The organism is Paracoccus hibiscisoli (assembly GCF_005048265.1).
Lineage (GTDB): Bacteria > Pseudomonadota > Alphaproteobacteria > Rhodobacterales > Rhodobacteraceae > Paracoccus > Paracoccus hibiscisoli.
Window position 1 is genome coordinate 120,307 of record NZ_SUNH01000010.1, and the last position, 23,235, is coordinate 143,541.

Annotated in this window: 23 protein-coding genes, 1 tRNA gene and 1 pseudogene; 11 read left to right on the forward strand and 14 right to left on the reverse strand. The window is 69.6% G+C overall.

Annotated features, from left to right (window positions below):
• Nucleotides 1-33: 33 nt before the first annotated feature.
• The 3 genes from recJ to FA740_RS08455 form a co-directional block, all read right to left on the reverse strand.
• A complete protein-coding gene (gene recJ, locus FA740_RS08445; protein WP_136856330.1) occupies nucleotides 34-1,785 on the reverse strand; it encodes a single-stranded-DNA-specific exonuclease RecJ in 1,752 nt (583 codons plus the stop codon).
• Between the two features lie 76 nt (nucleotides 1,786-1,861).
• The gene (gene glpX / locus FA740_RS08450) at nucleotides 1,862-2,827 is read right to left on the reverse strand and encodes a class II fructose-bisphosphatase (protein WP_136856331.1); all 966 of its coding nucleotides are present in this window, start codon (nucleotides 2,825-2,827) and stop codon (nucleotides 1,862-1,864) included.
• 73 nt (nucleotides 2,828-2,900) lie between these two features.
• The gene (locus tag FA740_RS08455; protein ID WP_136856332.1) at nucleotides 2,901-3,161 is read right to left on the reverse strand and encodes a BolA family protein; all 261 of its coding nucleotides are present in this window, start codon (nucleotides 3,159-3,161) and stop codon (nucleotides 2,901-2,903) included.
• Between the two features lie 82 nt (nucleotides 3,162-3,243).
• On the opposite strand from FA740_RS08455, the gene FA740_RS08460 reads away from it, so the two are divergent.
• Nucleotides 3,244-3,873 (forward strand): J domain-containing protein, encoded by a 630-nt coding sequence (locus FA740_RS08460; protein WP_136856333.1) that lies wholly within the window; start codon nucleotides 3,244-3,246, stop codon nucleotides 3,871-3,873.
• A 70-nt stretch (nucleotides 3,874-3,943) separates the two neighbouring features.
• Here the strand turns inward: FA740_RS08460 and lnt are convergent, their stop codons facing one another.
• Together lnt and FA740_RS08470 are read right to left on the reverse strand one after the other, a co-directional pair.
• On the reverse strand, nucleotides 3,944-5,434 hold the full coding sequence (gene lnt, locus FA740_RS08465; RefSeq protein ID WP_136856334.1) for an apolipoprotein N-acyltransferase: 1,491 nt from the start codon (nucleotides 5,432-5,434) through the stop codon (nucleotides 3,944-3,946).
• Between the two features lie 503 nt (nucleotides 5,435-5,937).
• A pseudogene (locus tag FA740_RS08470) lies at nucleotides 5,938-7,563 on the reverse strand (DEAD/DEAH box helicase); the annotation flags it as partial.
• A 274-nt stretch (nucleotides 7,564-7,837) separates the two neighbouring features.
• Between FA740_RS08470 and argS the strand changes: the two are divergent.
• From argS to FA740_RS08505, 7 genes are all read left to right on the forward strand, one after another.
• Nucleotides 7,838-9,580 carry an arginine--tRNA ligase gene (gene argS / locus FA740_RS08475; RefSeq protein ID WP_136856336.1) on the forward strand — a complete coding sequence of 581 codons (1,743 nt, stop codon included), beginning with the start codon at nucleotides 7,838-7,840 and terminating at the stop codon, nucleotides 9,578-9,580.
• A gap of 73 nt (nucleotides 9,581-9,653) precedes the next feature.
• A complete protein-coding gene (locus FA740_RS08480; RefSeq protein ID WP_136856337.1) occupies nucleotides 9,654-10,799 on the forward strand; it encodes an SPOR domain-containing protein in 1,146 nt (381 codons plus the stop codon).
• Nucleotides 10,800-10,803: 4 nt separating this feature from the next.
• Nucleotides 10,804-11,781 (forward strand): beta-N-acetylhexosaminidase, encoded by a 978-nt coding sequence (nagZ, locus tag FA740_RS08485; protein WP_136856375.1) that lies wholly within the window; start codon nucleotides 10,804-10,806, stop codon nucleotides 11,779-11,781.
• Nucleotides 11,782-11,815: 34 nt separating this feature from the next.
• Nucleotides 11,816-12,634: a segregation and condensation protein A gene (locus tag FA740_RS08490; protein WP_136856338.1), complete on the forward strand. Its 819-nt coding sequence runs from the start codon at nucleotides 11,816-11,818 to the stop codon at nucleotides 12,632-12,634.
• A complete protein-coding gene (gene scpB / locus FA740_RS08495; RefSeq protein ID WP_136856339.1) occupies nucleotides 12,624-13,268 on the forward strand; it encodes an SMC-Scp complex subunit ScpB in 645 nt (214 codons plus the stop codon). Before FA740_RS08490 ends, scpB begins: the two co-directional genes overlap by 11 nt.
• Nucleotides 13,269-13,280: 12 nt before the next feature.
• Nucleotides 13,281-13,493, forward strand: a complete 213-nt coding sequence (locus tag FA740_RS08500; RefSeq protein WP_136856340.1) for a hypothetical protein — start codon at nucleotides 13,281-13,283, stop codon at nucleotides 13,491-13,493.
• A gap of 38 nt (nucleotides 13,494-13,531) precedes the next feature.
• The gene (locus FA740_RS08505; RefSeq protein ID WP_136856341.1) at nucleotides 13,532-14,650 is read left to right on the forward strand and encodes a THUMP domain-containing class I SAM-dependent RNA methyltransferase; all 1,119 of its coding nucleotides are present in this window, start codon (nucleotides 13,532-13,534) and stop codon (nucleotides 14,648-14,650) included.
• Here FA740_RS08505 and FA740_RS08510 read toward each other — a convergent pair.
• From FA740_RS08510 to FA740_RS08545, 8 genes are all read right to left on the reverse strand, one after another.
• Entirely contained in the window at nucleotides 14,647-15,717 is a 1,071-nt protein-coding gene (locus FA740_RS08510) for a 2'-deoxycytidine 5'-triphosphate deaminase (RefSeq protein ID WP_136856342.1), read from the reverse strand. The genes FA740_RS08505 and FA740_RS08510 overlap by 4 nt on opposite strands.
• Before the next feature lie 72 nt (nucleotides 15,718-15,789).
• Nucleotides 15,790-15,867, reverse strand: a tRNA-Pro gene (locus FA740_RS08515).
• A 79-nt stretch (nucleotides 15,868-15,946) separates the two neighbouring features.
• Nucleotides 15,947-16,399: a MerR family transcriptional regulator gene (locus FA740_RS08520; RefSeq protein ID WP_136856343.1), complete on the reverse strand. Its 453-nt coding sequence runs from the start codon at nucleotides 16,397-16,399 to the stop codon at nucleotides 15,947-15,949.
• A gap of 14 nt (nucleotides 16,400-16,413) precedes the next feature.
• Entirely contained in the window at nucleotides 16,414-16,716 is a 303-nt protein-coding gene (ihfA, locus tag FA740_RS08525; protein WP_111299768.1) for an integration host factor subunit alpha, read from the reverse strand.
• Between the two features lie 151 nt (nucleotides 16,717-16,867).
• Complete coding sequence (locus FA740_RS08530; protein ID WP_136856344.1) at nucleotides 16,868-17,842, reverse strand: beta-ketoacyl-ACP synthase III; 975 nt, start codon at nucleotides 17,840-17,842, stop codon at nucleotides 16,868-16,870.
• The gene (plsX, locus tag FA740_RS08535) at nucleotides 17,839-18,945 is read right to left on the reverse strand and encodes a phosphate acyltransferase PlsX (protein ID WP_136856345.1); all 1,107 of its coding nucleotides are present in this window, start codon (nucleotides 18,943-18,945) and stop codon (nucleotides 17,839-17,841) included. The genes FA740_RS08530 and plsX overlap by 4 nt, the downstream gene beginning before the upstream one ends.
• Nucleotides 18,946-18,967: 22 nt before the next feature.
• Nucleotides 18,968-19,174, reverse strand: a complete 207-nt coding sequence (rpmF, locus tag FA740_RS08540) for a 50S ribosomal protein L32 (protein ID WP_042251337.1) — start codon at nucleotides 19,172-19,174, stop codon at nucleotides 18,968-18,970.
• Between the two features lie 240 nt (nucleotides 19,175-19,414).
• Entirely contained in the window at nucleotides 19,415-19,957 is a 543-nt protein-coding gene (locus FA740_RS08545; protein ID WP_136856346.1) for a YceD family protein, read from the reverse strand.
• 121 nt (nucleotides 19,958-20,078) lie between these two features.
• Between FA740_RS08545 and FA740_RS08550 the strand changes: the two genes are divergently transcribed.
• A complete protein-coding gene (locus tag FA740_RS08550) occupies nucleotides 20,079-20,528 on the forward strand; it encodes an outer membrane protein assembly factor BamE (RefSeq protein WP_136856347.1) in 450 nt (149 codons plus the stop codon).
• Between the two features lie 51 nt (nucleotides 20,529-20,579).
• On the opposite strand, the gene FA740_RS08555 is transcribed toward FA740_RS08550, so the two are convergent.
• Nucleotides 20,580-21,590: a serine hydrolase domain-containing protein gene (locus FA740_RS08555; protein ID WP_136856348.1), complete on the reverse strand. Its 1,011-nt coding sequence runs from the start codon at nucleotides 21,588-21,590 to the stop codon at nucleotides 20,580-20,582.
• 100 nt (nucleotides 21,591-21,690) lie between these two features.
• Between FA740_RS08555 and FA740_RS08560 the strand changes: the two genes are divergently transcribed.
• Together FA740_RS08560 and FA740_RS08565 are read left to right on the forward strand one after the other, a co-directional pair.
• Complete coding sequence (locus FA740_RS08560) at nucleotides 21,691-22,449, forward strand: SseB family protein (RefSeq protein ID WP_136856349.1); 759 nt, start codon at nucleotides 21,691-21,693, stop codon at nucleotides 22,447-22,449.
• 84 nt (nucleotides 22,450-22,533) lie between these two features.
• Nucleotides 22,534-23,235: a CDP-alcohol phosphatidyltransferase family protein gene (locus FA740_RS08565; protein WP_136856350.1), complete on the forward strand. Its 702-nt coding sequence runs from the start codon at nucleotides 22,534-22,536 to the stop codon at nucleotides 23,233-23,235.

The following is a 23,235-nucleotide window of genomic DNA, read 5'->3' on the forward strand; positions in this document are numbered from 1 at the left end:
CGCGTCCGGTCGTGACCAGAACCCCGTGAGGCGTCAAAGGTTGCCGGTCGCGGGCGCCGCATCGTCCAGCCGCAGGCGCAGGCGTTCGCGCCCGCCCCAGGTCGACAGCTCCAGCTTGCCGGCCAGATGGAACCGCCGGCCCTTGGCGCCGATCAGGCCGGGGCCAAGCGGGCCGTCCATCGCGCCCCAGGCCACGGCCTCCAGCGGCGGGCTGCCGGGGCTGCGGAACTGCAGGCGCAGGTGGCGGTCGCCCATGGTGGCGGCGCTGTCGATCAGCTGGTCGGCAAAGGCGAAACGCGGCGCGGGTGCGGCCTGACCGAAGGGCCCGGCATCCTCCAGCATCCGGTACATGGCGGGCGTGGCACCCGACGGCTCCAGCAGGCCCGAGATGCGCAGGTCGCCCGACCCGGTGCGCCCGGCCAGATCGCGGGCGATCAGATCGGCCAGACGCTCCATCGCGGCGGGGATCATCGCCTCCTCCACGGTCAGGCCCGCGGCCATGGTATGCCCGCCGCCCTTCAGCAGCAGGCCCTCGGCGGCCAGCCGCTGGATCGCGCGGCCCAGATCGACGCCGGGGACCGACCGCGCGCTGCCCTTGCCGATGCCGTGATCGACGCCGATGACGACCGAGGGCAGGTCGGTCGCCTCCTTGACGCGGGCGGCGACGATGCCGACCACGCCCGGGTGCCAGCCCGCGCCCGCAGCCCAGGACAGGCGCACGTCGCCCCGTGCCTCGACCTGGGCCAGCGCCTCTTCGCGCACGGCGGCCTCGATGGCGCGGCGGTCGCGGTTCAACTCGTCCAACTGCTGCGCCAGCTGCAGGGCGCGCTGCGGATCGCGGGCCGACAGGCACAGCGCGCCCAGATCGGCCCGCCCCACGCGCCCGCCAGCATTGATGCGCGGGCCCAGCAGGAACCCCAGATGAAACGCGCTCGGCGCCCCGTCCAGCCGCGCGATATCGGACAGCGCGACCAGCCCCGCCCGCTGACGCCGCGCCATGACGGCCAAGCCCTGCCGGACAAAGGCGCGGTTCACGCCCACCAGCGGCGCGACATCCGCCACCGTCGCCAGCGCCACCAGATCCAGCATCGCCATCAGGTCCGGCTGCACCAGCCCGCGTTCGCGTAAGATCCGCCCCGCCTGGACCAGCGTCAGAAACACCACCCCCGCCGCACACAGATGGCCCAAGGTGCCATCCTCATCCATGCGGTTCGGGTTCACCACCGCCAGCGCGGGGGGCAGGGTCTCGCCGCCCAGATGGTGATCCAGCACGATCACGTCGCAGCCCTCGGCGGCCGCCAGCGCCTCATGCGACAGCGTCCCGCAATCGACGCAGATGATCAGATCATGCGCCGCCGCCAGCGTGGTCATGGCGGGGACGTTGGGGCCATAGCCCTCGTCGATGCGGTCGGGAATATACAGCGTCGCCTGACGCCCCTGCTGATGCAGCCAGTCGATCAGCAGCGCCGCGGATGACCCGCCATCCACATCGTAATCGGCAAAGACGGCGATGCGCTGCCCCGCCACGGCCGCCTCGACCAGCCGCGCCGCCGCGACCTGCATGTCGCGCAGCACCAGCGGATCGGGCAGCAGATCGCGCAGCTTGGGCGCCAGGAACCCCGGCGCCTCCTCGGGCGGCACGCCGCGTTCGGCCAGCACCCGCGCCACCGCCAACGGCAGCGCCGCCTGCTGCGCCAACCCCTCGGCCCGCCGCTCCAGATCGGTCAAGGGACCGACCCACCGCCGCCCGCTCAGAGAGCTGTCGATGCCCAGAAACGCCGTCATGCTTCTTCTTCACTCAAATATCCCGGGGGGAGTCCCGGGACGGGACGGGGGGCAGCGCCCCCCTGTGCGCTCTATCTCACTTGACCGGGTTGCGATAGATCATCCGCCGCACCGACCCGGTCTTGGACCGCATCAGGATGGTCTCGGTGGTCAGGTATCCCGGCTCGCGCTTGACGCCCGCCACGATCGACCCGTCGGTGACGCCCGTCGCCGCAAAGATGACATCATCGGTGACCAGATCGTCGCGCGCATAGATGCGGTCCAGATCGGTGATCCCCGCCTTGCGCGCGCGCCCCTTTTCGTCGTCGTTGCGGAACAGCAGCCGACCCCACATCTGCCCGCCCATGCATTTCAGCGCCGCCGCAGCCAGAACGCCCTCGGGCGCGCCGCCCGAGCCCATATACATGTCGATGCCGGTCAGCTCGGCCTCGGCGCAATGGATCACGCCGGCCACGTCGCCATCGGTGATCAGGCGGATGGCGGCGCCGGTCTGGCGGACCTCGGCGATCATCTCCTCGTGGCGCGGACGCTCCAGGATGCAGACGGTGATGTCGCTGGCCTCGCAGCCGCGGGCTGCGGCCAGGGCACGCACGCGCTCGGCCGGGGGCATGTCCAGGCTGACCACGTCGACCGGATAGCCCGGCCCCACGGCCAGCTTGTCCATATAGACGTCGGGCGCATGCAGCAGCGTGCCGCGCGGCGCCATGGCGATCACGGTCAGCGCGTTGGGCATGTCCTTGGCGGTCAGCGTGGTCCCCTCCAGCGGGTCCAGCGCGATGTCCACGGCCGGGCCGTCGCCGGTGCCGACCTCTTCGCCGATGAACAGCATGGGGGCCTCGTCGCGCTCTCCCTCGCCGATGACGACGACGCCCTTGATGTCCAGCATGTTCAGCTGGTCACGCATGGCGTTCACGGCCGCCTGGTCGGCGGCCTTCTCGTCGCCGCGCCCGATCAGCCGGGCCGAGGCATGGGCCGCCGCCTCGCTGACGCGGGCGAGGCCCAGGGACAGCATTCGGTCGTTGAAATCCTTCGGCGCGGTCATGTCCCTCATCCCTTTGTCTCTGTGGGTTGGGGCTTTCTAGGGGGCGGGGCAGGGGGCGGCAAGCCTGACGGCGCTAACGGGCCGGGCTTTCCGACAGCTCCAGTGCCAGCGCATGGATGCGCGGCACGATGTCGCCCAGGGTCGCATGGACCAGCCGATGCCGCTGCAGGCGCGACAGGCCGGCAAAGGCCGGGCTGGCCATCACGATGCGGAAATGGCTTTCGCCGCCGTCACGAAAGCCGGAATGGCCGCGATGATCCTCGCTTTCGTCCAGCACCTGCAGGGCCGTGGGCTGCAGGGTGGCAAGCCGTTCGGTCATCTGGTCCGCGATCATCCGCATATCCTTTTCGTCAAGGGGTTTCATGTGCCGCCAGATAGCCTAAACTGCCCGCCTTGAGTCGCAAAGGTGCCCCAGGATGAGCAAGAACGACCCGTTCGGTTTCGACATTTCCGCCGCCAAGGACAAGAAGCGCAAGACCAAGGGGCGGCGCGGCATGTCGGGGGCGTTCGAAACCTCGACCCGCATCTGCGAACGCGAAGGCTGTGACGAGCCGGGCCAGTATCGCGCCCCCAAGAATCCGCGCAACCTTGATGACTATTTCTGGTTCTGCAAGGAGCACGTTCGCGAATACAACGCGAACTGGAATTATTTCCAGGGCCAGTCCGAGGAGGAGTTCCAGCAGTTCATCGACAACGCGACGGTCTGGGAACGCCCCACCAAGCCCTTCGGCCGTGCGGCGGCCGAGGACAAATGGGCCCGTCACGGCGTCAGCGACCCGCTGGAAATCCTGGGCGCAAACGGCACCGCGCCGGAATCGCGCGCGCAGTCCAGCGCCCGCAAGCTGCCGCCCACCGAACGCCGCGCGCTGGACATCCTTGAGGCCAAGGACCACTGGACCCGCGCCGAGATCCGCAAGCAGTACAAGTCGCTGGTCAAGGATCTGCACCCGGACATGAACGGCGGCGACCGATCCGACGAGGATCGCCTGTCCGAGGTGGTCTGGGCCTGGGATCAGATCAAGGACAGCCGCTTTATCCGCGACTGATCCGTCCGTGTGGAAGCCGGGGAGGGGGCTGCCGCCCCCGTCGGTTTCACCGACTCCCCCGCGGATATTTTCATGAAGAAGAAGTGCGGCGCCGGACCGAGGCGCCGAGGATCAGTAGGATCAGGGCCAGCACGGGCGCGTTGCCCCAGGCCTGCCAGCGGGTCGGCGGCAGCGCGCCGGGCAGGGCGGCGTCGATCTTGCCGGCGGTGTTCAGGGGCAGGCTGTCGCGGATCTGGCCGCGTGCGTCGATCACCGCGCTGACGCCGGTATTGGCGGCGCGGACCAGGGGCAGCCCGGTCTCGATCGCGCGCAGGCGGGCTTGGTCCAGATGCTGATAGGGGCCGGACAGGGTGCCGAACCAGGCGTCGTTCGTGGCCTGCAGCAGCCATCCGGGGCGCTGGTCCAGTGCGCGCAGATGCTGGGGAAAGATCGCCTCGTAGCAGATCAGCGGCTGGAAGTCGGGCATGCCCGGCAGGGTCATGGCGACCGGCCCCGGTCCCGGCGAATAGCCGTTGCCTTGCTGCGCGGCGAAGGCGCCGATGCCGAACCGTGCCAGCGCGTCGCCCCAGGGGATGTATTCGCCGAACGGCACCAGGTGGAATTTGTCATAGACCTCGGCCACCGTGCCGCCGGGCAGGATCGTGGCCAGGCTGTTGTAGAACCGGCTGCCCTCCCGGCGCTGGATGCCCATCACCAAGGGCGCGTCGGCGGCCTGGGAGAGGACGGGCAGGACCTCGGCTGCCTCCTCCAGCAGGAAATTCACTGCCGTCTCGGGCCAGATCACCAGGTCGCGGCGTCCCGGCTCGGCTGACAGGTCCAGCAGGCGGCGCAGGAACACCGCCGACCATTCCGGGTCCCATTTGAGGCTTTGCGTCGCATCGGGCTGGACGATGCGCAGGATCAGGTCGCGATCGGTGGGCAGGGGGGCGGCCAGGCGCGCGGCCCCGACAGCCCAGCACCCCGCCCCCAGCAGGATCGCCGCCATGCCGCCTGCCAGCGTCGCTTTGCGCCCCATGGCCCGTGCCGCGACGGGCAGGGCCGCCATCGTCACCGTCAGCAGGCTGAGGCCCAGGGCGCCGGTCGTGGCGGCGATCTGGGCCACCGGAGTGTCGATCCAGCCGTGGCCTATCTGCGCCCAGGGAAAGCCGGTGAAGATCCAGCCGCGCAGCCAGTCCGACAGGACCAGCGCCGCCGCGATGGCTGCCGCCCGGGCCACGGGCCCCTGTGACAGGCGCGCCGCGGCCCAGGCCGGAAGCGCCCAGAACAGCGCGCCGCCTGCCGCCATCAGGATCAGCGCAAAGGGCGCCATCCAGCCGTGGCGGGCGACGTCGACCAAGAAGGGTTCGGTAATCCAGAACAGGGCCAGCGCGAACCAGCCGAAGCCCGCGGCCAGCGCGCGCCACAGGACGGTCGCGGGCGGGGCCTCCGCCAGCCGCCACAGCAAGGCCGCCAGCGCCAGAGGCGTGGCGGCCCAGAGACCGAACGGGGCCAGCGACAGGGCCGCGATCAGGCCAAAGACCAGATCGGGCAGCCAGGTCGCAGGGTGTCGTGCCGCGCGCATCAGGCCTGTGCGTCAGCGTCCTTGGCTGCTGCGGTGTCGGGATCGGCCTTCTTGCGGCGGGTGCGCTTGGGCTTGTCCTCGGCCGGCGCGGCCTCGGCATCCGGGGCAGGGGTCGCGGCCTTGCGGCGGCGCGTCGGCTTGGGTGCCTCGGCGTCGGCGGTGGGGGCCTCGGTGGGCTCAGCTGCCTTGCGGCTGCGGGTGCGCTTGGGCTTCGCGGCCGCCTCCTCGGTGGCGTCGGGGGTCGGCGCCTCGGCCTCGGCGGTCTTGCGGCTGCGGCGACGCTTGGGGGCCGGCGCGGCCTCCTCGGTCACCGGAGCCTCGACGGGCTGGGTCTCTGCGGCAGCGGGTGCCTCGGCAACCTCGGTTGCGTCGGTGACGGGCGCGGTCCGGGCCTCGTCGACGGGCTGATCGGCCTGCGCCTTGCCGCGACCGCGTCCGCGAGAGCGGCGGGCGGGCTTGGCGGTCGCCTCGGCGGCCTCGGGCGCTTGGGCGTCGGAAACCGGGGCCTCGGCCACGGGCGTCCGGGCCTCGGACGGGGCGTCGTCGGACAGGCCGATGCTGCGCAGTTCGACCAGCATGAACTGGGGCACATGGTCGCCCATGCCCAACACCTGCGATCCGCGACCGTCCTGATCGCGACCGCGGCGGCCATCGCGACGATCGCCGCGACGCTCGTCCCGGCGGCCTTCCTCACGGCGAGGCTCCTCCCGGCGGGCCTCCTCACGGCGGGGTTCTTCGCGACGCGACTCCTCGCGACGCGACTCCTCCCGGCGGGGTTGGGCAGGTTTCGGCTCGGGGCGGGCCTCGGCCACAACGGGTGCCGCGACCTGCTCGGCCACCGGGGCCTCGACCGGCGCGGCCTCGGGCGCGGGGGTGCTGCCGCCGCGGCGACGGCTGCGGCTGCGCGACGTGGGCTTGCGCTCGTCCGAGGTGTCCTCGGCCTTGCGCTCCTCGCGGGCGGGGGTGTCCGAGGCGGCAAAGCCTGCGGGCGCATCGACGCGGGGCAGCGATTTCTTCAGCAGCTGCTCGATCGCGGTCAGATACTTGTCGTCCGACGGCGTCGCGATGCTGATCGAGGTGCCAAGACGGCCCGCGCGACCCGTGCGGCCGATGCGGTGGACGTAATCTTCGGCATGGCTGGGCAGGTCATAGTTGAAGACATGGCTGACCGCCGGGATGTCCAGGCCGCGCGCCGCCACGTCCGACGCGATCAGCAGGCGCAGCTTGCCGTCGCGGAAGGATTCCAGCGTGCGGGTCCGCTGGCTCTGGTCCAGGTCGCCATGGATGGGGGCGGCGTCATAGCCATGCTTGGCCAGCGACTTCGCCAGGATGTCGACGTCGGTCTTGCGGTTGCAGAAGACGATGGCGTTGGTCAGCAGATCGCCCTCGGCATCGACCAGGGCACGCAGCAGGTCGCGTTTCTGCTTGGCGGCCATGTCGCGGCGGGTGGGGGTCAGCTGGATCAGGCGCTGCGTGATCGTCTCGCTGGCCGAGGCCTGGCGGGCGACCTCGATGCGTTCGGGCGAATGCAGGAAGGTGTTGGTGATGCGCTCGATCTCGGGCGCCATGGTGGCGCTGAAGAACAGTGTCTGGCGGGTAAAGGGCGTCAGCTGGAAGATGCGCTCGATATCGGGGATGAAACCCATGTCCAGCATGCGGTCGGCCTCGTCCACGACCATGATCTGCACGCCGGTCAGCAGCAGCTTGCCGCGCTCGACATGGTCCAGCAAGCGGCCGGGGGTCGCGATCAGCACGTCCACGCCGCGGTCGATCAGCTTGTCCTGCTCGCCAAAGCTGACGCCACCGATCAGCAGCGCCTTGGTCAGGCGGGTGTGCTTGGCATAGGTGTCGAAATTCTCGGCGACCTGGGCGGCCAGTTCGCGCGTGGGGCACAGCACCAGGCTGCGCGGCATGCGCGCGCGCGCCCGGCCGCGACCCAGCAGGGTGATCATCGGCAGGGTAAAGCTGGCGGTCTTGCCGGTTCCGGTCTGCGCGATCCCAAGGACGTCGCGGCCCTCCAGCGCGGGCGGGATGGCGCCCATCTGGATCGGGGTCGGCGTCTCGTAGCCTGCTTCCAGGACGGCCTGCAGAACCTTGGGGTCAAGCTTCAGATCAGAGAATTTGGTCATTCGGGGCTTTCCAATAAGCCGTCCCCGTTCGGGGCGCGGTGCGTTCCATGCCGCGCGCGCCCCGAAGGGCGCCAGGGCGGCAAAGTTGGGACGCAATCACGGACGCCCCGCCTTGATGCCTGCCGGATGCAGGCCCGAACCGCCTAGACCAATTGCCGTGCCACGTCAATCTTTCCGATTCGCGCATGCCGTCACCACAGCGGGGCGGGGGGCTTTCTGTTGACCTCCCCCGGCCCGAAAGGGTAACCCCCGGGGATCAATCAGGAAGCCCATGATGAACCTTTTCACCGATTTGCGCGGCGTCGTCGTCGAGGCGCTGGAACAGATGGCCGCAGCCGGAGAGCTGCCCCAGGGCCTGGACCTGGCCAATGTCACGGTCGAACCGCCCCGCGATCCGGCGCATGGCGACATGGCCACCAATGCCGCGATGGTGCTGGCCAAGCCCGCCGGCATGAAGCCCCGCGACATCGCCGACAAACTGGCCGCCCGCCTGACCGACCCGCGCATCAGCGCGGCCGAGGTCGCCGGGCCGGGCTTCCTGAACCTGCGCCTGTCGCCCGATGTCTGGCAGGGGGTGATCGCCGCCGCGCTGCGATCCGGGCCGGGCTTTGGGCGGTCCGACATGGGCGCGGGCATCAAGGTCAACGTCGAATTCGTCAGCGCGAATCCCACCGGCCCGATGCATGTGGGCCATGTGCGTGGCGCGGTGTTCGGCGATGCGCTGGCGCGGCTGCTGGATTTCAGCGGCCATGAGGTGACGCGCGAATACTATGTCAACGACGGCGGCGCGCAGGTCGATGTGCTGGCCCGCTCGGCCTATGAGCGGTACCGCGAGGCCAACGGGCTGGAGCCCGAGATCCGCGAGGGGCTGTATCCGGGCGACTATCTGATCCCGGTCGGGCAGGCGCTGAAGGACAAGTATGGCGACAGCCTGCTGGACCGTCCCGAGGCCGACTGGCTGGAGGATATCCGCGAGTTTGCCACGCAGGCGATGATGGAGCAGATCCGCGGCGATCTGGCCATTCTGGGCGTGCAGATGGACGTCTATTCCAGTGAAAAGGCGCTTTACGGCACCGGCCGGATCGAGGACGCCATCGCCCGGCTGGAGGCGCAGGACCTGATCTATCGCGGCACGCTGGAGCCCCCCAAGGGCAAGCTGCCCGAGGATTGGGAGGCGCGCGAGCAGCTCTTGTTCCGCTCCAGCGCGCATGGCGACGACGTGGACCGCCCGATCCAGAAATCGGACGGCGCCTGGACCTATTTCGCGCCCGACATCGCCTATCATTGGGACAAGATCGACCGTGGCTTCGATCAGCTGATCGACGTGTTCGGCGCCGATCACGGCGGCTATGTCAAGCGGATGAACGCGGCGGTCAAGGCGCTGTCCAATGGCCGCGTGCCGCTGGACGTCAAGCTGATCCAGCTGGTCAAGCTGTTCAAGAACGGAGAGCCGTTCAAGATGTCCAAGCGCGCCGGCACCTTCGTCACCCTGCGCGACGTGGTCGAGGAGGCGGGCGCCGATGTGACCCGCTTCATCATGCTGACCCGCAAGAACGACGCCGCGCTGGATTTCGATTTTGCCCGCGTGCTGGAGCAGTCCAAGGACAACCCGGTCTGGTATGTCCAATACGCCAGCGCCCGCGTGCATTCGGTGCTGCGCCGCGCGGCCGAGGCCGGGATCGCGGTCGATGATTCGACCCTGGCGGGGGCCGATCTGTCCGTGCTGGCCCACCCGGCCGAGCTGGAGCTGGCCCGCAAGGTCGCCGAATGGCCGCGCCTGGTCGAACATGCCGCCCGCGCGCATGAGCCCCATCGCATCGCCTTCTTCCTCTATGAGCTGGCATCCGACCTGCATTCGCTGTGGAATCGCGGCAATGACGACACGTCGCTGCGCTTCATCCAGGATGGCGACGCGGTCACAAGTCAGGGAAAAATTGCGTTGGTCCGGGCGGTTGGCGTTGTTATTTCATCCGGTCTCGCTATTCTTGGCGTCACTCCGGCGGAAGAAATGCGCTGACTGAATGCGTCGCTGCCGGGGAAGGCTGAGAGCAGGCAAAGGTTAATCCGGGACAACCGGCGGGCAGGCGAACATGGCAGTGATGGACTTCCGCGAAGGCGGCTACGTATTCTCGCGTCACAAGGTGAAGCGCGAATTCTCCTACGATCAGAACGGCCAGCCGCATCTGGCGGCCGGTCATCCCGGCGCGGATCGCGCGACGGGCGACGACGGTTTGCCCGCGCGGCTGGCCCGCGTCACCCATTACATGGGCGCGGTCGCCTCGGTCGGGCTGATGGTCGGGCTGATGGCCTGGGGCTGGCAGCTGGTGTCGCGCGACGTGTCGGGCGTGCCCGTCATCCGCGCGGTCGAGGGCGAGGCCCGCACCACCGCCGACAATCCGGGCGGACAGCTGACCAACCATACCGGTCTGGCGGTGAATTCGGTCGCGGGGGGGCAGGCGCTGGCGCCCGCCGATCAGGTGGCCATCGCGCCCTCGCCCACGGATCTGCTGGAGGATGACGTGGCGATGGGCCGCTTGGGCGCCACCGCCCGCGAACCCGCCAACCCGTCAGAGACCCCGCTGACCTTTGCCGGAGAGCCGATCGTGCCGCTGTCCGACAGCGAGGCCCGCGCCCTGGCCGAGGCTCAGGCCGCTGCCGCCGCCGAACGCGCGCTGGCCGATGAGGCCGTGAACCAGGCCGCCATCATCGACGCCCCCGCCAGCGAAGGCCCCGTCACCGAGGTCGTCACCGACGAGAACGGCGTCCCTGCCCAGGCCGCAGCCATCGCCGAGGCGCTGGTCCAGGCCCAGGCCGAGGCCAATCCCGGCGTCGTCATGGCCTCGGCCCGTCCGGCCCCTCGTCCGCGCATCACCCGCGTCGCCGCCGCCGCACCCACCCCGGCGGCCGCACCCGCGCCTGCCGCCGCCGAACGCGCGCCCGAACCGGCGCCCGCACCCGCGCCCGCCCCGGTCGCCGCCGCCAGCAGCGCCAGCGGCCCGGTCGTGCAGGTCGGCGCCTTTGACAGCAACGCGATCGCCCAAGGCGAATGGCAGCGCCTGGCAGGCCGCAACGGCAGTCTGTTCTCGGGCAAGGCGCCGGTCATCCAGGAACATCAGTCGAACGGGCGCACCTTCTGGCGGCTACGCGTGGCGGGCTTTGGCTCGATCAGCGAAGCGCGGCAGTTCTGCTCGGCGCTGCAATCGTCGGGGACGGATTGCCTGGCGCTTGGCGGCTGAGACCGTGCCAAACGCCACGATTCTGGGCGGCATCGCCGGGCTGTCGCTGACCCCGGACGAGGCCGCGTTCTTTCGCGCCGCCGACCCCTGGGGCTTTATCCTGTTCGGGCGCAACGTGGACAGCCCCGACCAGCTGCGCCGTCTGACCGCTGATCTGCGCGAGGCCGTGGGCCGCGATTGCGTCGTCACCGTCGATCAGGAGGGCGGGCGCGTCCAGCGCCTGCGCGCGCCCCATTGGACCGACTGGCCCGCGCCGCTGGATCAGGCGGCGGCGGGGCCGCGCGCCATGTGGCTCTATTACCACCTGATCGGGCAGGAGCTGCGCGCGGTCGGCATCGATTCGAACTGTGCGCCCACGCTGGACGTCGCGCAGGACGCGACGCATCCGTTTTTGCGCAACCGCTGCCTGGGGACCGACCCCGCGCAGGTGGCCGAACTGGGCCGGGCCGCGGCGGAGGGTCTGCTGGCGGCGGGCGTGCTGCCGGTGGTCAAGCACATGCCCGGCCATGGCCGCGCGCAATCGGACAGCCATCACGACCTGCCCACGGTCGATGCCGACCCCGCCACGCTGGAGGCGGTCGATTTCGCGCCCTTCCGCGCGCTGGCGGACCTGCCGATGGGCATGACCGCGCATATCCGCTTTCCGGCCTTCGACACGGTGCCCGCGACAGCATCGCGGCGGCTGATCGGCCTGATCCGTGAGGAGATCGGGTTCGACGGGCTGCTGATGACCGATGACATCACCATGAACGCCCTGTCCGGGACCGAGGCCGAGCGGGCGCGCGCGTCGTTGGCGGCGGGCTGTGATCTGGTGCTGCATTGCAACGGCACCATCGCCGCGATGGAGCTGGTGGTCCAGGCCGCGGGCGCCATGACGCCCGAGGCCCGCCGCCGCGCGGACGCGGCCCTTGCCCGCCGCAGGCCGCCCGCCCCCGCCGATATCGCCGCCCTGACCGCCGAATGGCGGGCGCTGAGCGCTTGACAGGCGCGCGCGGGCGCGGACCCTTGTCCCGCCGATGACCGGAGGTTTCGTGTCCAGACAGGTGCCCTATCTGCAACCCGTTCCCGACGCCGCCGAGGTCGCGCAGCGCCGCGCGGACGAGGCGCTGATCGTCGATGTCGACGGTTATGAGGGGCCGCTGGACCTGCTGCTGACGCTGGCGCGGACGCAGAAGGTGGACCTGCTGAGAATCCGCGTGCTGGATCTGGCTGAACAGTATCTGGCCTTTGTCGAACAGGCCCGCGCCCTGCGGATCGAGCTGGCGGCGGATTACCTGGTCATGGCCGCCTGGCTGGCCTTCCTGAAATCACGGCTGCTGCTGCCGCCCGACCCGCAGGCCGAGGGGCCGTCGGCGCAAGACATGGCCGCGCATCTGGCCTTTCAGCTGGAGCGTCTGGCCGCCATGCGCCAGGCCGCAGCCCAGCTGATGGGCCGCGACCGCCTTGGCCAGAGCCGCTTTGCCCGCGGCGCGCCCGAGACCGTGGCCCGCAGCCGCCGCACCCAGTGGCAGGCCGGGCTGATCGACCTGATGCGCGCCTATGCCCGGCTGAAGACGCGCGACGAATTCCGGCCCTATGCCTTTGACCGCCATGACATCTTCACGATGGAGCAGGCGCTGGAGCGGCTGCGGCGGATGATCGGGTTCACCGGCGACTGGACCGACCTGTCGGTGTTTCTGCCCGACGGCTGGTCGGGCGACCCCGCGCGGCGGCGCAGCGCGACGGCGGCGACCTTTGCCGCCGCGCTGGAGCTTGCGCGCCAGGGGCGGCTGGAGATACGGCAGGCGGACACCTTCGCGCCCATCCATTACCGGCAAAAGCCCCATGACGACTGACCTTCCGCCCCCGCCCCTGGACGCCCAGGCCCGCATGGTCGAGGCGATCCTGTTCGCGGCCTCCACCCCCCTGACCGTGCGCGATCTGGCCGCCCGGATGCCGCATGGCTGCGACCCCGCCGAGGCGCTGGCCCTGCTGCGCCAGACCTATCAGGGGCGCGGGGTGGTGCTGGAGCGGGTGGGCGACGGGCACGCCTTTCGGACCGCGCCCGACCTGTCCTTTCTGATGCAGACCGAGACGGTGGACACGCGCCGCCTGTCGCGCGCCGCGATCGAGACGCTGGCGATCATCGCCTATCACCAGCCCGTCACCCGCACCGAGATCGAGGAGGTGCGCGGCGTGGCCCTCAGCCGCGGAACGCTGGATCAGCTGATCGAGATGGAATGGGTGCGCGTGGGCCGCAGGCGGATGACGCCGGGCCGCCCCGCGACCTATGTGGTCACCGAGGCATTCCTGGACCATTTCGGCCTGGAGTCGGCCCGCGACCTGCCCGGACTGACCGAATTGCGGGCGGCGGGCCTGCTGGAGTCGCGCCCCACCGCCAATGGTCTGGGCCTGCCCCTTGGCGCGGAGGGCAGCGATGCCGATATTGAGACCGACGATCCAGCCGAGGATCTGTTCGAGGATGAATAAGGGGCCGCGCCGATGAATATGAACCAGCTGTTCAACATGTTCACCCGCCTCGTGGCGCGCCGCGCGATGAACTGGGGCATCAACAAGGGCATGAGCACCCTGTCGCGTAACAAGGGCCAGGCGCCCGATGCCGGGCCGCGCACCCCGCAGGACAAGGCGCAGTCCAAGCAGACCCAGGACATGGCGCGCAAGATGCGCACCCTGGGACGCATGACGCGTCGCTGACCCTACCCTTTCGGCGCAACCCGGGTTAGGGCTGCGCGATGGACAACACCTCTTTCGATATCTTCCTGGTCGCCACGCCCGGTCTTGAGGCGCCCTTGGCGGCCGAGGCTGCGGCGCTTGGCTGGCAGCCCGTGATCCAGCCCGGCGGCGTGACCGTCCAGGGTGGCTGGACCGATGTGTGGCGCGCGAACCTGTGCCTGCGCGGGGCGACGCGCGTCCTGGCGCGGATCGGCGGGTTCCGCGCCATGCACCTGGCCCAGCTGGACAAGCGCGCGCGCAAGTTCCCCTGGGGCGATCTGCTGCCCAAGGATATCCCGATCCGGGTCGAGAGCGTCTGCCGCGCATCCAAGATCTATCACGCCGGCGCCGCCACGCAGCGCATCGAACGCGCCATCACCGAGGAGCTGGGCGCCCCCCTCGCGCAGCCGTCGGACAGCGGCCCCGCGATCACCGTCAAGGCGCGGATCGAGGATGATCTGGTCACCTTCAGCCTGGATACGACCGGCGAATCGCTGCACAAGCGCGGCCACAAGGAGGCCGTCGCCAAGGCCCCCATGCGCGAGACCATGGCCGCGATGTTCCTGGCCGAGATGGGCTATGACGGCAGCCAGCCGGTGCTGGACCCGATGTGCGGTTCGGGCACCTTCCTGCTGGAGGCGGCCGAGATCGCCCTTGGCCTGCTGCCCGGCCGCAGCCGCGGCTTTGCCTTTCAGCGCTTTGCCAATTACGACGCGGCCGTCTTTGCGCGGCTGAACGCGGCCCCCGCGGCGCGCGACCTGCCCGTGCGGTTCATGGGATTCGACCGCGACCCCGGCGCGATCCGCATGAGCGAGGCGAATGCCGCCCGCGCGGGCGTGAGTGCCGTGACGCGGTTCCAGGCCGGGCAGGTCACCGACCTGCAGCGCCCGGACGGGCCGCCCGGCATCGTGATCGTGAACCCGCCCTATGGCGCGCGGATCGGCAACAAGGGCCCGCTGTTCGGCCTGCACGGCCAGATGGCCGCGGTCTTTCGCGAACGGTTCCAGGGCTGGCGCATCGGCATCGTCACCTCGGAGGCGGGGCTGGCCAAGGCCACCGCCCTGCCGTGGAAGGCGCCCGGACCCATCGTCGCGCATGGCGGGCTGAAGGTCCGCCTGTGGCAGACCGGCCCGCTTTAGCGGAACTGCTTGGCCAGCTTCAGGCCCTGGCCCTGATAGTTCGACCGAATTCCCTCGCCGTACAGACGCTCGGGGCGGGTGGACATGCGCTCATAGACCAGGCGGCCGACGGTCTGGCCGTGTTCCAGCACGAAGGGCGCCTCGTGGCAGCGCACCTCAAGAACGCCGCGCGCGCCGTGCCCCTCATCGCCGATGCCGAAGCCCGGATCGAAAAAGCCCGCGTAATGCACCCGAAATTCGCCGACCATCGCCAGATAGGGGGCCATCTCGGCCGCGTAATCGGCGGGAATCGCCACTGATTCGCGGCTGACCAGAATGTAGAAGGCGCCGGGGTCCAGAATCAGCCGCCCCTCGGTGCTGTGCAGCTCGTCCCAGAATTCGGCGGCGGGATAGGCGCCGATCCGGTCCAGGTCGATCACCCCGCTATGCGGCCGTGCGCGATAGCCGACCAGATCGCCCTTGGCGGGCCGCAGATCGACCGAAAAGCCCAGGCCCTGATCGATCAGCGCCGGCGCGCCGCCCACCAGCGGCTGCTCTGCATGCAGGGCGGTCAGGTCGCTGTCCGACAGGACCGCCTGTCCCCGGCGCAGGCGCAGCTGGTTCAGGCGCATGCCGGGCCGGACCAGCACCGAAAAGCTGCGCGGACAGATCTCGGCATAAAGCGGGCCGTCATAGCCCTCGGGCAGGCGGTCGAATTCGGTGCCGTCATCGGTCACCAGCCGGGTCAGCAGGTCCAGCCGCCCGGTCGAGGATTTGGCATTGGCCACCGCCGACAGGCCCGCGGGCAGGGCGATTCGCTCCTGCAGCGGAATCAGATAGACACAGCCGCGTTCCAGCACGGCGCCCTGGGTCAGGTCCATCTGGTGCATCTGGAAATCGGCCAGCCGGTCCGCGATGCGCCGCCCGCGCCCGGCCAGAAAGCTGGCGCGCAGGCGATAGGCGGTGGTGCCAAGGCGCAGGTCCAGGCTGGCGGGCTGGATCTGTTCGGCGGTCACGGGGGCATCGGCGCGGATCACGCCCCGGTCGATCAGGTCGCGGATATCGCTGTCGGGCAGAACGCCATTCATGTCGGAGACCCCTGATGCAGGTGGGGGATAAGGGAAACGCCCATCCTTGAAAAAGGATGGGCGTTTTCGGAATGGTCGGGCCGGAGAGATTCGAACTCTCGGCCTTCCGCCCCCCAGACGGACGCGCTAACCAGGCTGCGCCACGGCCCGACGCGCATCGTATAGAGCGATCCGGCAGGCCAGCACAAGGCCTTCGGGGCGGAAATCTTTGCCAAATCGCAATGACCTGTCAGGACAGGCGCAACATGGCCCGCGCCAGTCGAAACGCCGTGGGTTGCGCGGCCGGCCAGCGGGCATCGGCGGGCGACATGCGCTGCAGATGGTCGGCCAGGGCGGTCAGACGGGCCAACCAGGTGGGGGTGCGGTCGGGGCGGGTCTCAGCACCTGCGGGTTGAAGGCGGCGTTCCAGCAGTGCCACGCCGCGTGCGCGCACGGCCTGACCCCGGTCGACGGCGATCTGGCGCACGGCGCCGCGGATGGTCAGCCCCTCGTCACGCAGCAGCACGCAGATGCCTGCGGCCAGATCGACATCGGCGGGGCGGTAATACCGTCGGCCATCGGGACGCTTCATGGGTTTGAGCGCGGAAAACTGCGTCTCCCAATAGCGCAGGACATGGGGCGCAACGCCGATCATCCCGGCCACTTCGCCGATGGACCGAAAGGCCTCTGCGCCCTTTGCCATGCGCCGGGCGGCCCCTAGCGCTTGTTGCCGGCTGCCACGCGATCCTTCATCAGGTGCGAGGGCCGGAAGGACAGCACCCGGCGCGGGGTGATGGGCACCTCTTCGCCGGTCTTGGGGTTGCGCCCGATTCGTTCATTCTTGTCGCGGACCGAGAAGGTACCAAAGGACGATATCTTCACCTGCTCGCCGCGCACCAGCGCATCAGAGATGTGGTCCAGCACGCTTTCGACCAGCTGTGCGGATTCGTGGCGGGACAGACCGACGTCGCGAAATACCGCTTCGGCCAAATCCATCCGGGTCAAGGTCTTGTCGCCCATGGTGATCCTCTTGAATGCGGGAAGGATGGTCGGATTTCCCGTGCCTGTCAACGAAGACCGCGGGGAAATCGTTCCCCGCCCGATACTTGTCAGCGCGACAGGCGCCGTAGTGGACCGTCGAGGCCGGGCGGGCAGGGCCGCCCGAAGCGGGTCACCAGCGCAGGACGACCGATCCCCAGCTGAGCCCGCCGCCGATCGCCTCGGTGACGATCAGCTGGCCGGGTTTGAACCGCCCCTCGCCATCGGCGACCGACAGGGCCAGCGGGATCGACGCGGCCGAGGTGTTGCCGTGATCGGCCACGGTCAGCACGACCTTTTCCATCGGCAGCTGCATGCGCTGCGCGGTGGCGGTGATGATGCGCATGTTCGCCTGATGCGGGACCAGCCAGTCGACATCGGCCCCGGTCAACCCGGCCTTGTCCAGCGCGGTATGCGCCGTCTTGGCCAGCTTTTCGACTGCGTGGCGGAACACCAGGTTGCCCTGCATCCGCAGCTGCCCGGCCGTCCCGGTCGAGGACACGCCGCCATCGACGTAAAGCAGGTCGCGATAGGTGCCGTCGCTGTTGAGATCGCTGGACAGGATGCCCCGGTCGTCGCTGGTCCCGGCGCCCTCCTGGGCCTCCAGGATCACCGCACCGGCGCCGTCGCCGAACAGCACGCAGGTGCCGCGGTCGGTCCAGTCCATGATGCGAGAGAACGTCTCGGCGCCGATCACCAGGATGCGGTCGGCCTGGCGCGCCTGGATCATCGCATCCGCATTGGCCAGCGCAAAGACAAAGCCCGCGCAGACTGCCTGCACGTCATAGGCAAAGCCGCGCGACATGCCCAGGCCCGCCTGGACCATGGTCGCGACGGCGGGAAAGGTGAAATCGGGGGTGGAGGTCGCCAGCACGATTCCATCGATATCGGCGGCAGTCAGACCGGCGCGGTCCAGCGCGGCGCGGGCCGCGCGGATCGCCAGATGGCTGGTGTTCTGACCCTCGGCCGCGAAATGGCGCCGTTCGATCCCGGTGCGCGAGCGGATCCATTCGTCGGTGGTCTCCAGCTGACCCTCGAACCAGCTGTTCTCGACGATGCGTTCGGGCAGGTAATGGCCGGTGCCGCGGATGACCGAACGTCGGGTCACGAGGATGCTCCTGTCTCGGCCGCGCTAGCCGATGCTGCGGCGCCTTGGGCCACGCGGGCGGCAAGGCGGTCCTGAAAGCCTGATTCGGCAAGGGTGAAGGCCAGCTTGATCGCGGCGGACACGCCGGTCGAATCGGCGGAACCATGCGATTTGACGACCGTCCCGTTCAGACCCAGAAAGATGCCGCCATTGACGCGGCGGGGGTCGATGCGCTTTTGCAGGCGCTTGAGCGAGGTCATGGCCAGAAGGGCCGCAAATTTCGACATGATGGAATTGGAAAAGGCGTCCTTGAGGAAATCGCCCACAAGCTTGGCCACGCCCTCGCCGGTCTTCAAGGCGACGTTGCCGGTAAACCCGTCCGTCACGATCACATCCACGCGGGCCGAGGGCAGATCGCCCCCCTCAACAAAGCCGACATAGGTGAAGTTGCCGGCGGCTGCGGCCTCGATCAGGTCATGGGCCTGCTTCAGCTCGGCCCGGCCCTTGTGTTCCTCGGTGCCCACGTTCAGCAGGCCGACGCGCGGCAGGTCCAGCCCCAGTCCGTTGCGGGCATAGGACGCGCCCATCAGCGCATATTGCAGAAGGTCATGGGCATCGGCGCGGATATCGGCGCCCACATCCAGCAGGATGTTGAACCCCTGCGGGTTGCGCGACGGCCACAGGCAGGCGATGGCGGGACGGTTCACACCCGGCAGCTTGCGCAGGCGCAGCATCGACAGCGCCATCAGCGCGCCGGTATTACCACAGGACACGGCGACCCGCGCCTCGCCCCGCTTGACCGATTCCAGCGCGGACCACATCGACGTGCCCTCGCCCTTGCGGACGATCTGGCTGGGCTTGTCATGCATGGTGACGACGCCACCCGCGTGACGGATGTCGCACCGACCCGCCAGCACCTTGCGGCGCGCGATCAGACCCTCCAGCACCGCCTGATCGCCATGGACGATAAAGCGGACCTCGGGGTTCTTCTCGGCGCTTTCGGCCATGCCGGCGACAACGACCGAGGGGCCGCGATCTCCACCCATGGCGTCAACCGAAATCACCACGCTGCCCCCGGTTTCGGGCGCGCGCGGTGTCGGCGTGCTTGCGTTCGGAACGGTCATCAACAGGCGCCGCGTGCCGAAATCAGGCCGCGTCGTCGTCCAGGTCGATCTCGTTCGCCTTCGCGATCACTTCGCGATCGGCATAGTGGCCGCAGGACGGGCACACGTGATGCGGACGCTTCAGCTCGCCGCAGTTGGAGCATTCGTTCGGGTTGCCCGCGACCAGCGCATCATGCGCACGGCGCATGTTGCGCTTGGACCGGGTTACGCGATTCTGAGGGACAGCCATGTCACCACCTCGGTTGTCAGGGTGCTGCGCCGCGACGCTATGGCACCAGATTTGAATTCGTAAATGAACCGCGCAGATACGCGATGGCGGTCCTGCCCGCAAGCCCCGAAGGCGCGGGAGGGCCGCAATTGCGCCACGATCCGGCCTCATTTGGCGCAAAACCGCCCCGATTGCGCCCCCCGACCCGGCCCGCGCGGTCATTTCGCGCCCGTGCTGTGGCCCGGGGGCCACGCCCGGCGGTCAGGATTCGTCCGACCGGCCCCCCAGCAGCTTGTCCAGACCGGCAAAGGGCCGGCGCGTGTCGGTGGCCTCGGCTTCGGGGGCGGTGGTTTGCAGCGATGCGCCCTCCGCGCGCGGGTATTCGGGCAGGGCCAGCGACAGCGCCTCGATCATGATGGCGGTCAGGTCGATGAAATTGCCCAAGGGCTCCAGCGTCTCGTCCGGCATCTCGACCTCGTCGCCCTCGGGCGCGGTCACATGAGGAGAGAACTGGATGCGGACCTTGTCGGTCACATGCGTGCGCACGGGTTTCAGCGTGACCACGCAGGGCTGGGTCACCCGCGCCGCCAGATCACCGGTCAGCAGCCAGCCGTCCGTCCCCTGAGCGCGGACCTGGCCGCGGAAATCCAGACGCGACAGGGCGTCGATGCCCAGCTCGGTCGCGATGGCCGCGCAGACCTGATCGTCGGGACGCAGATGAAAGGGTGTCGCGCTGTTGGGGTTCAGATGGGCCACGCGCAGGCGTTGCGGATGTCGGTCGGGATGCAGGTCGGGGGATGTCATGGGGCCTCGGGCGATGGGGCGCGGCGGGGCCGGGCCGGTCGGATTGATATTCTTGAGCAGGGTGGCCGAGTTTGCTAGGCAGGGCGGGCCGCGTCAACCGCCCCAAGGAGGGAACCCGCCCATGACCGCCATCAGAACCCTGATGACACTGGCGTTTCTGGCTGTCCTCGGGCTGGTCGCCTGTGCACCCATCGAACGCAATCACGGCTATGTCCCCCCGGATCTGGAGCTGGCGCAGGTCGTGCCGGGCCAGACCACCATGGACGATCTGCCCGGCCTGATCGGCCGCCCCTCGGCGCAGGGGCTGCTGACGGGATCGGGGTGGTACTATGTCGGATCGCGCTGGCTCCGCCTTGGCCCCGCCGCCCCGCAGGAGATCGACCGCAGGGTCGTCGCCATCTCGTTCGCGCCCTCGGGCGTGGTCAGCAATGTCGAGACCTTCGGCCTGGAGCGGGGCCGCGTCGTGACCCTGTCGCGCCGCGTGACCGACGGCTCCGTGACCGAGATCAGCGTGATCGGCCAGCTGCTGGGCAATCTGGGCAACTTCCAGGCGGGCGACTTCATCGAATAGGGCCCCCATCGAATAGGCCCCCATGTCCGGGGGGCCATCGGCGGGGGCGGCTCAGACCGCCGCCGCGATCCGGTCGGCCAGCCGGTGCAGCTGGTCGCGGTGTCCCGTGCGCCCCGACGGCAGGTCCGGGTCCGAGGTCATCGCGATGGCCATCGCGGGCTGCCTGCGCGTTGCGGGGAACACATAGATCATCTGCCCGCCATAGCCCCAGCCATAGCGCACGTCGCGCCCGCCCATCCGGCCCAGGAACCAGCCATAGCCATAGCCCTGCCCGCTGAAGATGCTGGCGGTGCGACGCTGCCAGCTTTCGGCGATCCAGGCGCGGGGCACGACCTGACGGCCGCCGGCCTGGCCCTCCTGTGCATACATCGCGCCGAAGGCCAGCAGGGAGCGGGTGCTCATCGCCATCTGATTGCCGCCCAGATAGATGCCCTGCGGATCGCGGTCCCACCCGGTGATGCGGAACCCCGGCACCGGCCCCAGCCAGTCGCGCGCCACATCCAGCAGCGGGCGCCCGGTGACGCGGGTCAGGATCGCCGCAACCAGATGGGTCGAGGCGGTCGAATATTGCATCCGCGTGCCGGGGTCCTGAACGACCGGCGCGGCCAACGCGCTGCGCACCCAGTTCGGGCTGCTGACCCACCGGCCATAGTTCTGGCCCGACTGCCGCTCCAGCCCGGCTTGCATGGACAGCAGGTTGCCAAGCGTGATCCGCGCGATCCGCGGGTCCGGGTTCGCGGGCAGGTCGCTGCGCAGTAAGGGGGCCACGGGCTGATCCGCCCCCTCCAGCAGGCCGCGCCCGATGGCGATGCCCGCCAGCGCGGACACGACCGATTTCGACGCCGACTTGATGTTGGTGGGGCTGTCGGGCGTGAACCCGTTATAGCCGCGCGCGGCCAGTTCCACCCCCTGCGCACCATCCGCCCGCCACAGGGCGACGGCGCGCAGGGGGCGCATCTGTCCGGCCTCGGCCAGCAGGGGGGCAAGGCTGGCGCGGGCCAGTCGGGGGGCTGCCAGCAGGGGCAGGGCGGCGGCAGTCAGGATGAGGGCGCGTCTTTTCATGCAGACAATATGGGACGGTCCGCGGCACTTGGGCAATCACGCTTGCGTGGGCGGGGCGGGGCCTTTACCCGTTGGGCCGTCCGCTTGGAAAGGTCCCGACATGAGCGCGCTGGATGATCTTGCCCCCGTTCCGTTCCACGATGCCGACGACCGGCAGCGGGCGCGGATGCTGTCGCGTCTGGCCGATACCGAACTGTCGGTCGCGTTGTTGCGCGAACCCGCCCATGACCAGGTCGAGCTGCAGATCTTTGATCTTGACGGTGTCCGCATGGCGCTGGCCTGCGACGCCGAGGACCGGCTGGCGGATTTCTTTGGCCATTCCGTGGCTTATGCGGCGCTGCCGGGGCGGGTTCTGGCCGGTCTGCTCAAGGCGGACGGGGCGGGCCTGCTGGTCAATCCGGGCCATCCGTCCGAGATGATGCTGGACGCTGCCATGCTGGACTGGCTGACCGGCGCGCTGGTGGCCGCCCCGGAGGAGGCCGAGGCCCGGCTGCGCCTGACCGCGCCCGATGCGGGCGTGGCGGCCGATCTGTCCGATGCGCTGGCCGAACGGCTGGCCGACCTGCGCGGTCTGGTCGCAGGGGCGGCGCTGGTCGGCGTCGCGGGGGCCGGGCATCTGGGGGCCGGGCATTCGGGGGCTGGGCATCTGCTGGTCATCGCGGGCGCGCCCGTGGACCGCCAGCCTGCCATCGCCAAGGCCCTGGCCGAGGCGCTGGCCTTTCTGCCGCCCCAGCCCGGCGGCGTCGACATCAGCTTTTCCGACACCGCCCCGCCACCCGGCGCGCTGCTGTTCGACCTGACGCCCCCCGCCCCCGAGGTCGAGGCTCCGCGCCCCAAGGGCCCGCCGATCCTGCGCTGAGGCCTCCCGCCGCCCTTGCCGCCCGCGCGCCGCAGGGGGCCAAGCGCGGTTGCACAGCCCCCGGCAACCTGCGACAAACCGGCCATGCACCTGCGTCACAAAGCCCTTGCCGTCCATCTTCTGACCGCCAGCGGTGCGGTCCTGTCCATGCTGGCCATGCTGGCCGCGGTGCAGGGGGAATGGGCGCTGATGTATCTGTGGCTGGTCGTGGCCTTCGTCGTGGACGGCATCGATGGCCCGCTGGCCCGCCGCTATGACGTCGAGAAGAACTGGCCCGCCTATGACGGCGTGCTGATGGACCTGATCATCGACTATCTGACCTATGTGTTCATCCCGGCCTTTGCGCTGTTCCAGTCGGGGCTGCTGTCGGGCTGGACGGGCTGGTTCGCGATCATCGTGATCGTCTTTGGCAGCGTCGTCTATTTCGCGGATACACGGATGAAGACGCGCGACAATTCATTCGCGGGCTTTCCCGGCTGCTGGAACATGGTGATCCTGGTCCTGTTCGCGACCGAGCCGCACTGGTTCGTCATCCTGCTGATCGTCACCACGCTGAGCATTGCGATGTTCACCGGCATCAAGTTCATCCACCCGGTCCGCACCGAACGCTGGCGGGCGGTGTCGCTGCCGGTGGCGCTGCTCTGGGTGCTGCTCGCGATCTGGGCGGCCTGGCTGGATTTCCACCCCGGACCCTTGGTCCTGTGGGGGCTGATCCTGACCTCGGTCTGGCTGCTGGTCGCGGGGGCGGTGCAGCAGATGCTGCCGGTGCGGCGCAGGCGCGCCTGA

Bases quoted from the DNA above. Each gene is read 5' to 3' on its own strand.
- recJ (WP_136856330.1), bottom strand. From the start codon at position 1,785: ATGACGGCGTTTCTGGGCATCGACAGCTCTCTGAGCGGGCGGCGGTGG.
- glpX (WP_136856331.1), bottom strand. From the start codon at position 2,827: ATGACCGCGCCGAAGGATTTCAACGACCGAATGCTGTCCCTGGGCCTC.
- FA740_RS08455 (WP_136856332.1), bottom strand. From the start codon at position 3,161: ATGATCGCGGACCAGATGACCGAACGGCTTGCCACCCTGCAGCCCACG.
- FA740_RS08460 (WP_136856333.1), top strand. From the start codon at position 3,244: ATGAGCAAGAACGACCCGTTCGGTTTCGACATTTCCGCCGCCAAGGAC.
- lnt (WP_136856334.1), bottom strand. From the start codon at position 5,434: ATGCGCGCGGCACGACACCCTGCGACCTGGCTGCCCGATCTGGTCTTT.
- argS (WP_136856336.1), top strand. From the start codon at position 7,838: ATGAACCTTTTCACCGATTTGCGCGGCGTCGTCGTCGAGGCGCTGGAA.
- FA740_RS08480 (WP_136856337.1), top strand. From the start codon at position 9,654: ATGGCAGTGATGGACTTCCGCGAAGGCGGCTACGTATTCTCGCGTCAC.
- FA740_RS08490 (WP_136856338.1), top strand. From the start codon at position 11,816: ATGACCGGAGGTTTCGTGTCCAGACAGGTGCCCTATCTGCAACCCGTT.
- scpB (WP_136856339.1), top strand. From the start codon at position 12,624: ATGACGACTGACCTTCCGCCCCCGCCCCTGGACGCCCAGGCCCGCATG.
- FA740_RS08500 (WP_136856340.1), top strand. From the start codon at position 13,281: ATGAATATGAACCAGCTGTTCAACATGTTCACCCGCCTCGTGGCGCGC.
- FA740_RS08505 (WP_136856341.1), top strand. From the start codon at position 13,532: ATGGACAACACCTCTTTCGATATCTTCCTGGTCGCCACGCCCGGTCTT.
- FA740_RS08510 (WP_136856342.1), bottom strand. From the start codon at position 15,717: ATGAATGGCGTTCTGCCCGACAGCGATATCCGCGACCTGATCGACCGG.
- FA740_RS08520 (WP_136856343.1), bottom strand. From the start codon at position 16,399: ATGGCAAAGGGCGCAGAGGCCTTTCGGTCCATCGGCGAAGTGGCCGGG.
- ihfA (WP_111299768.1), bottom strand. From the start codon at position 16,716: ATGGGCGACAAGACCTTGACCCGGATGGATTTGGCCGAAGCGGTATTT.
- plsX (WP_136856345.1), bottom strand. From the start codon at position 18,945: ATGACCGTTCCGAACGCAAGCACGCCGACACCGCGCGCGCCCGAAACC.
- rpmF (WP_042251337.1), bottom strand. From the start codon at position 19,174: ATGGCTGTCCCTCAGAATCGCGTAACCCGGTCCAAGCGCAACATGCGC.
- FA740_RS08545 (WP_136856346.1), bottom strand. From the start codon at position 19,957: ATGACATCCCCCGACCTGCATCCCGACCGACATCCGCAACGCCTGCGC.
- FA740_RS08550 (WP_136856347.1), top strand. From the start codon at position 20,079: ATGACCGCCATCAGAACCCTGATGACACTGGCGTTTCTGGCTGTCCTC.
- FA740_RS08555 (WP_136856348.1), bottom strand. From the start codon at position 21,590: ATGAAAAGACGCGCCCTCATCCTGACTGCCGCCGCCCTGCCCCTGCTG.
- FA740_RS08560 (WP_136856349.1), top strand. From the start codon at position 21,691: ATGAGCGCGCTGGATGATCTTGCCCCCGTTCCGTTCCACGATGCCGAC.
- FA740_RS08565 (WP_136856350.1), top strand. From the start codon at position 22,534: ATGCACCTGCGTCACAAAGCCCTTGCCGTCCATCTTCTGACCGCCAGC.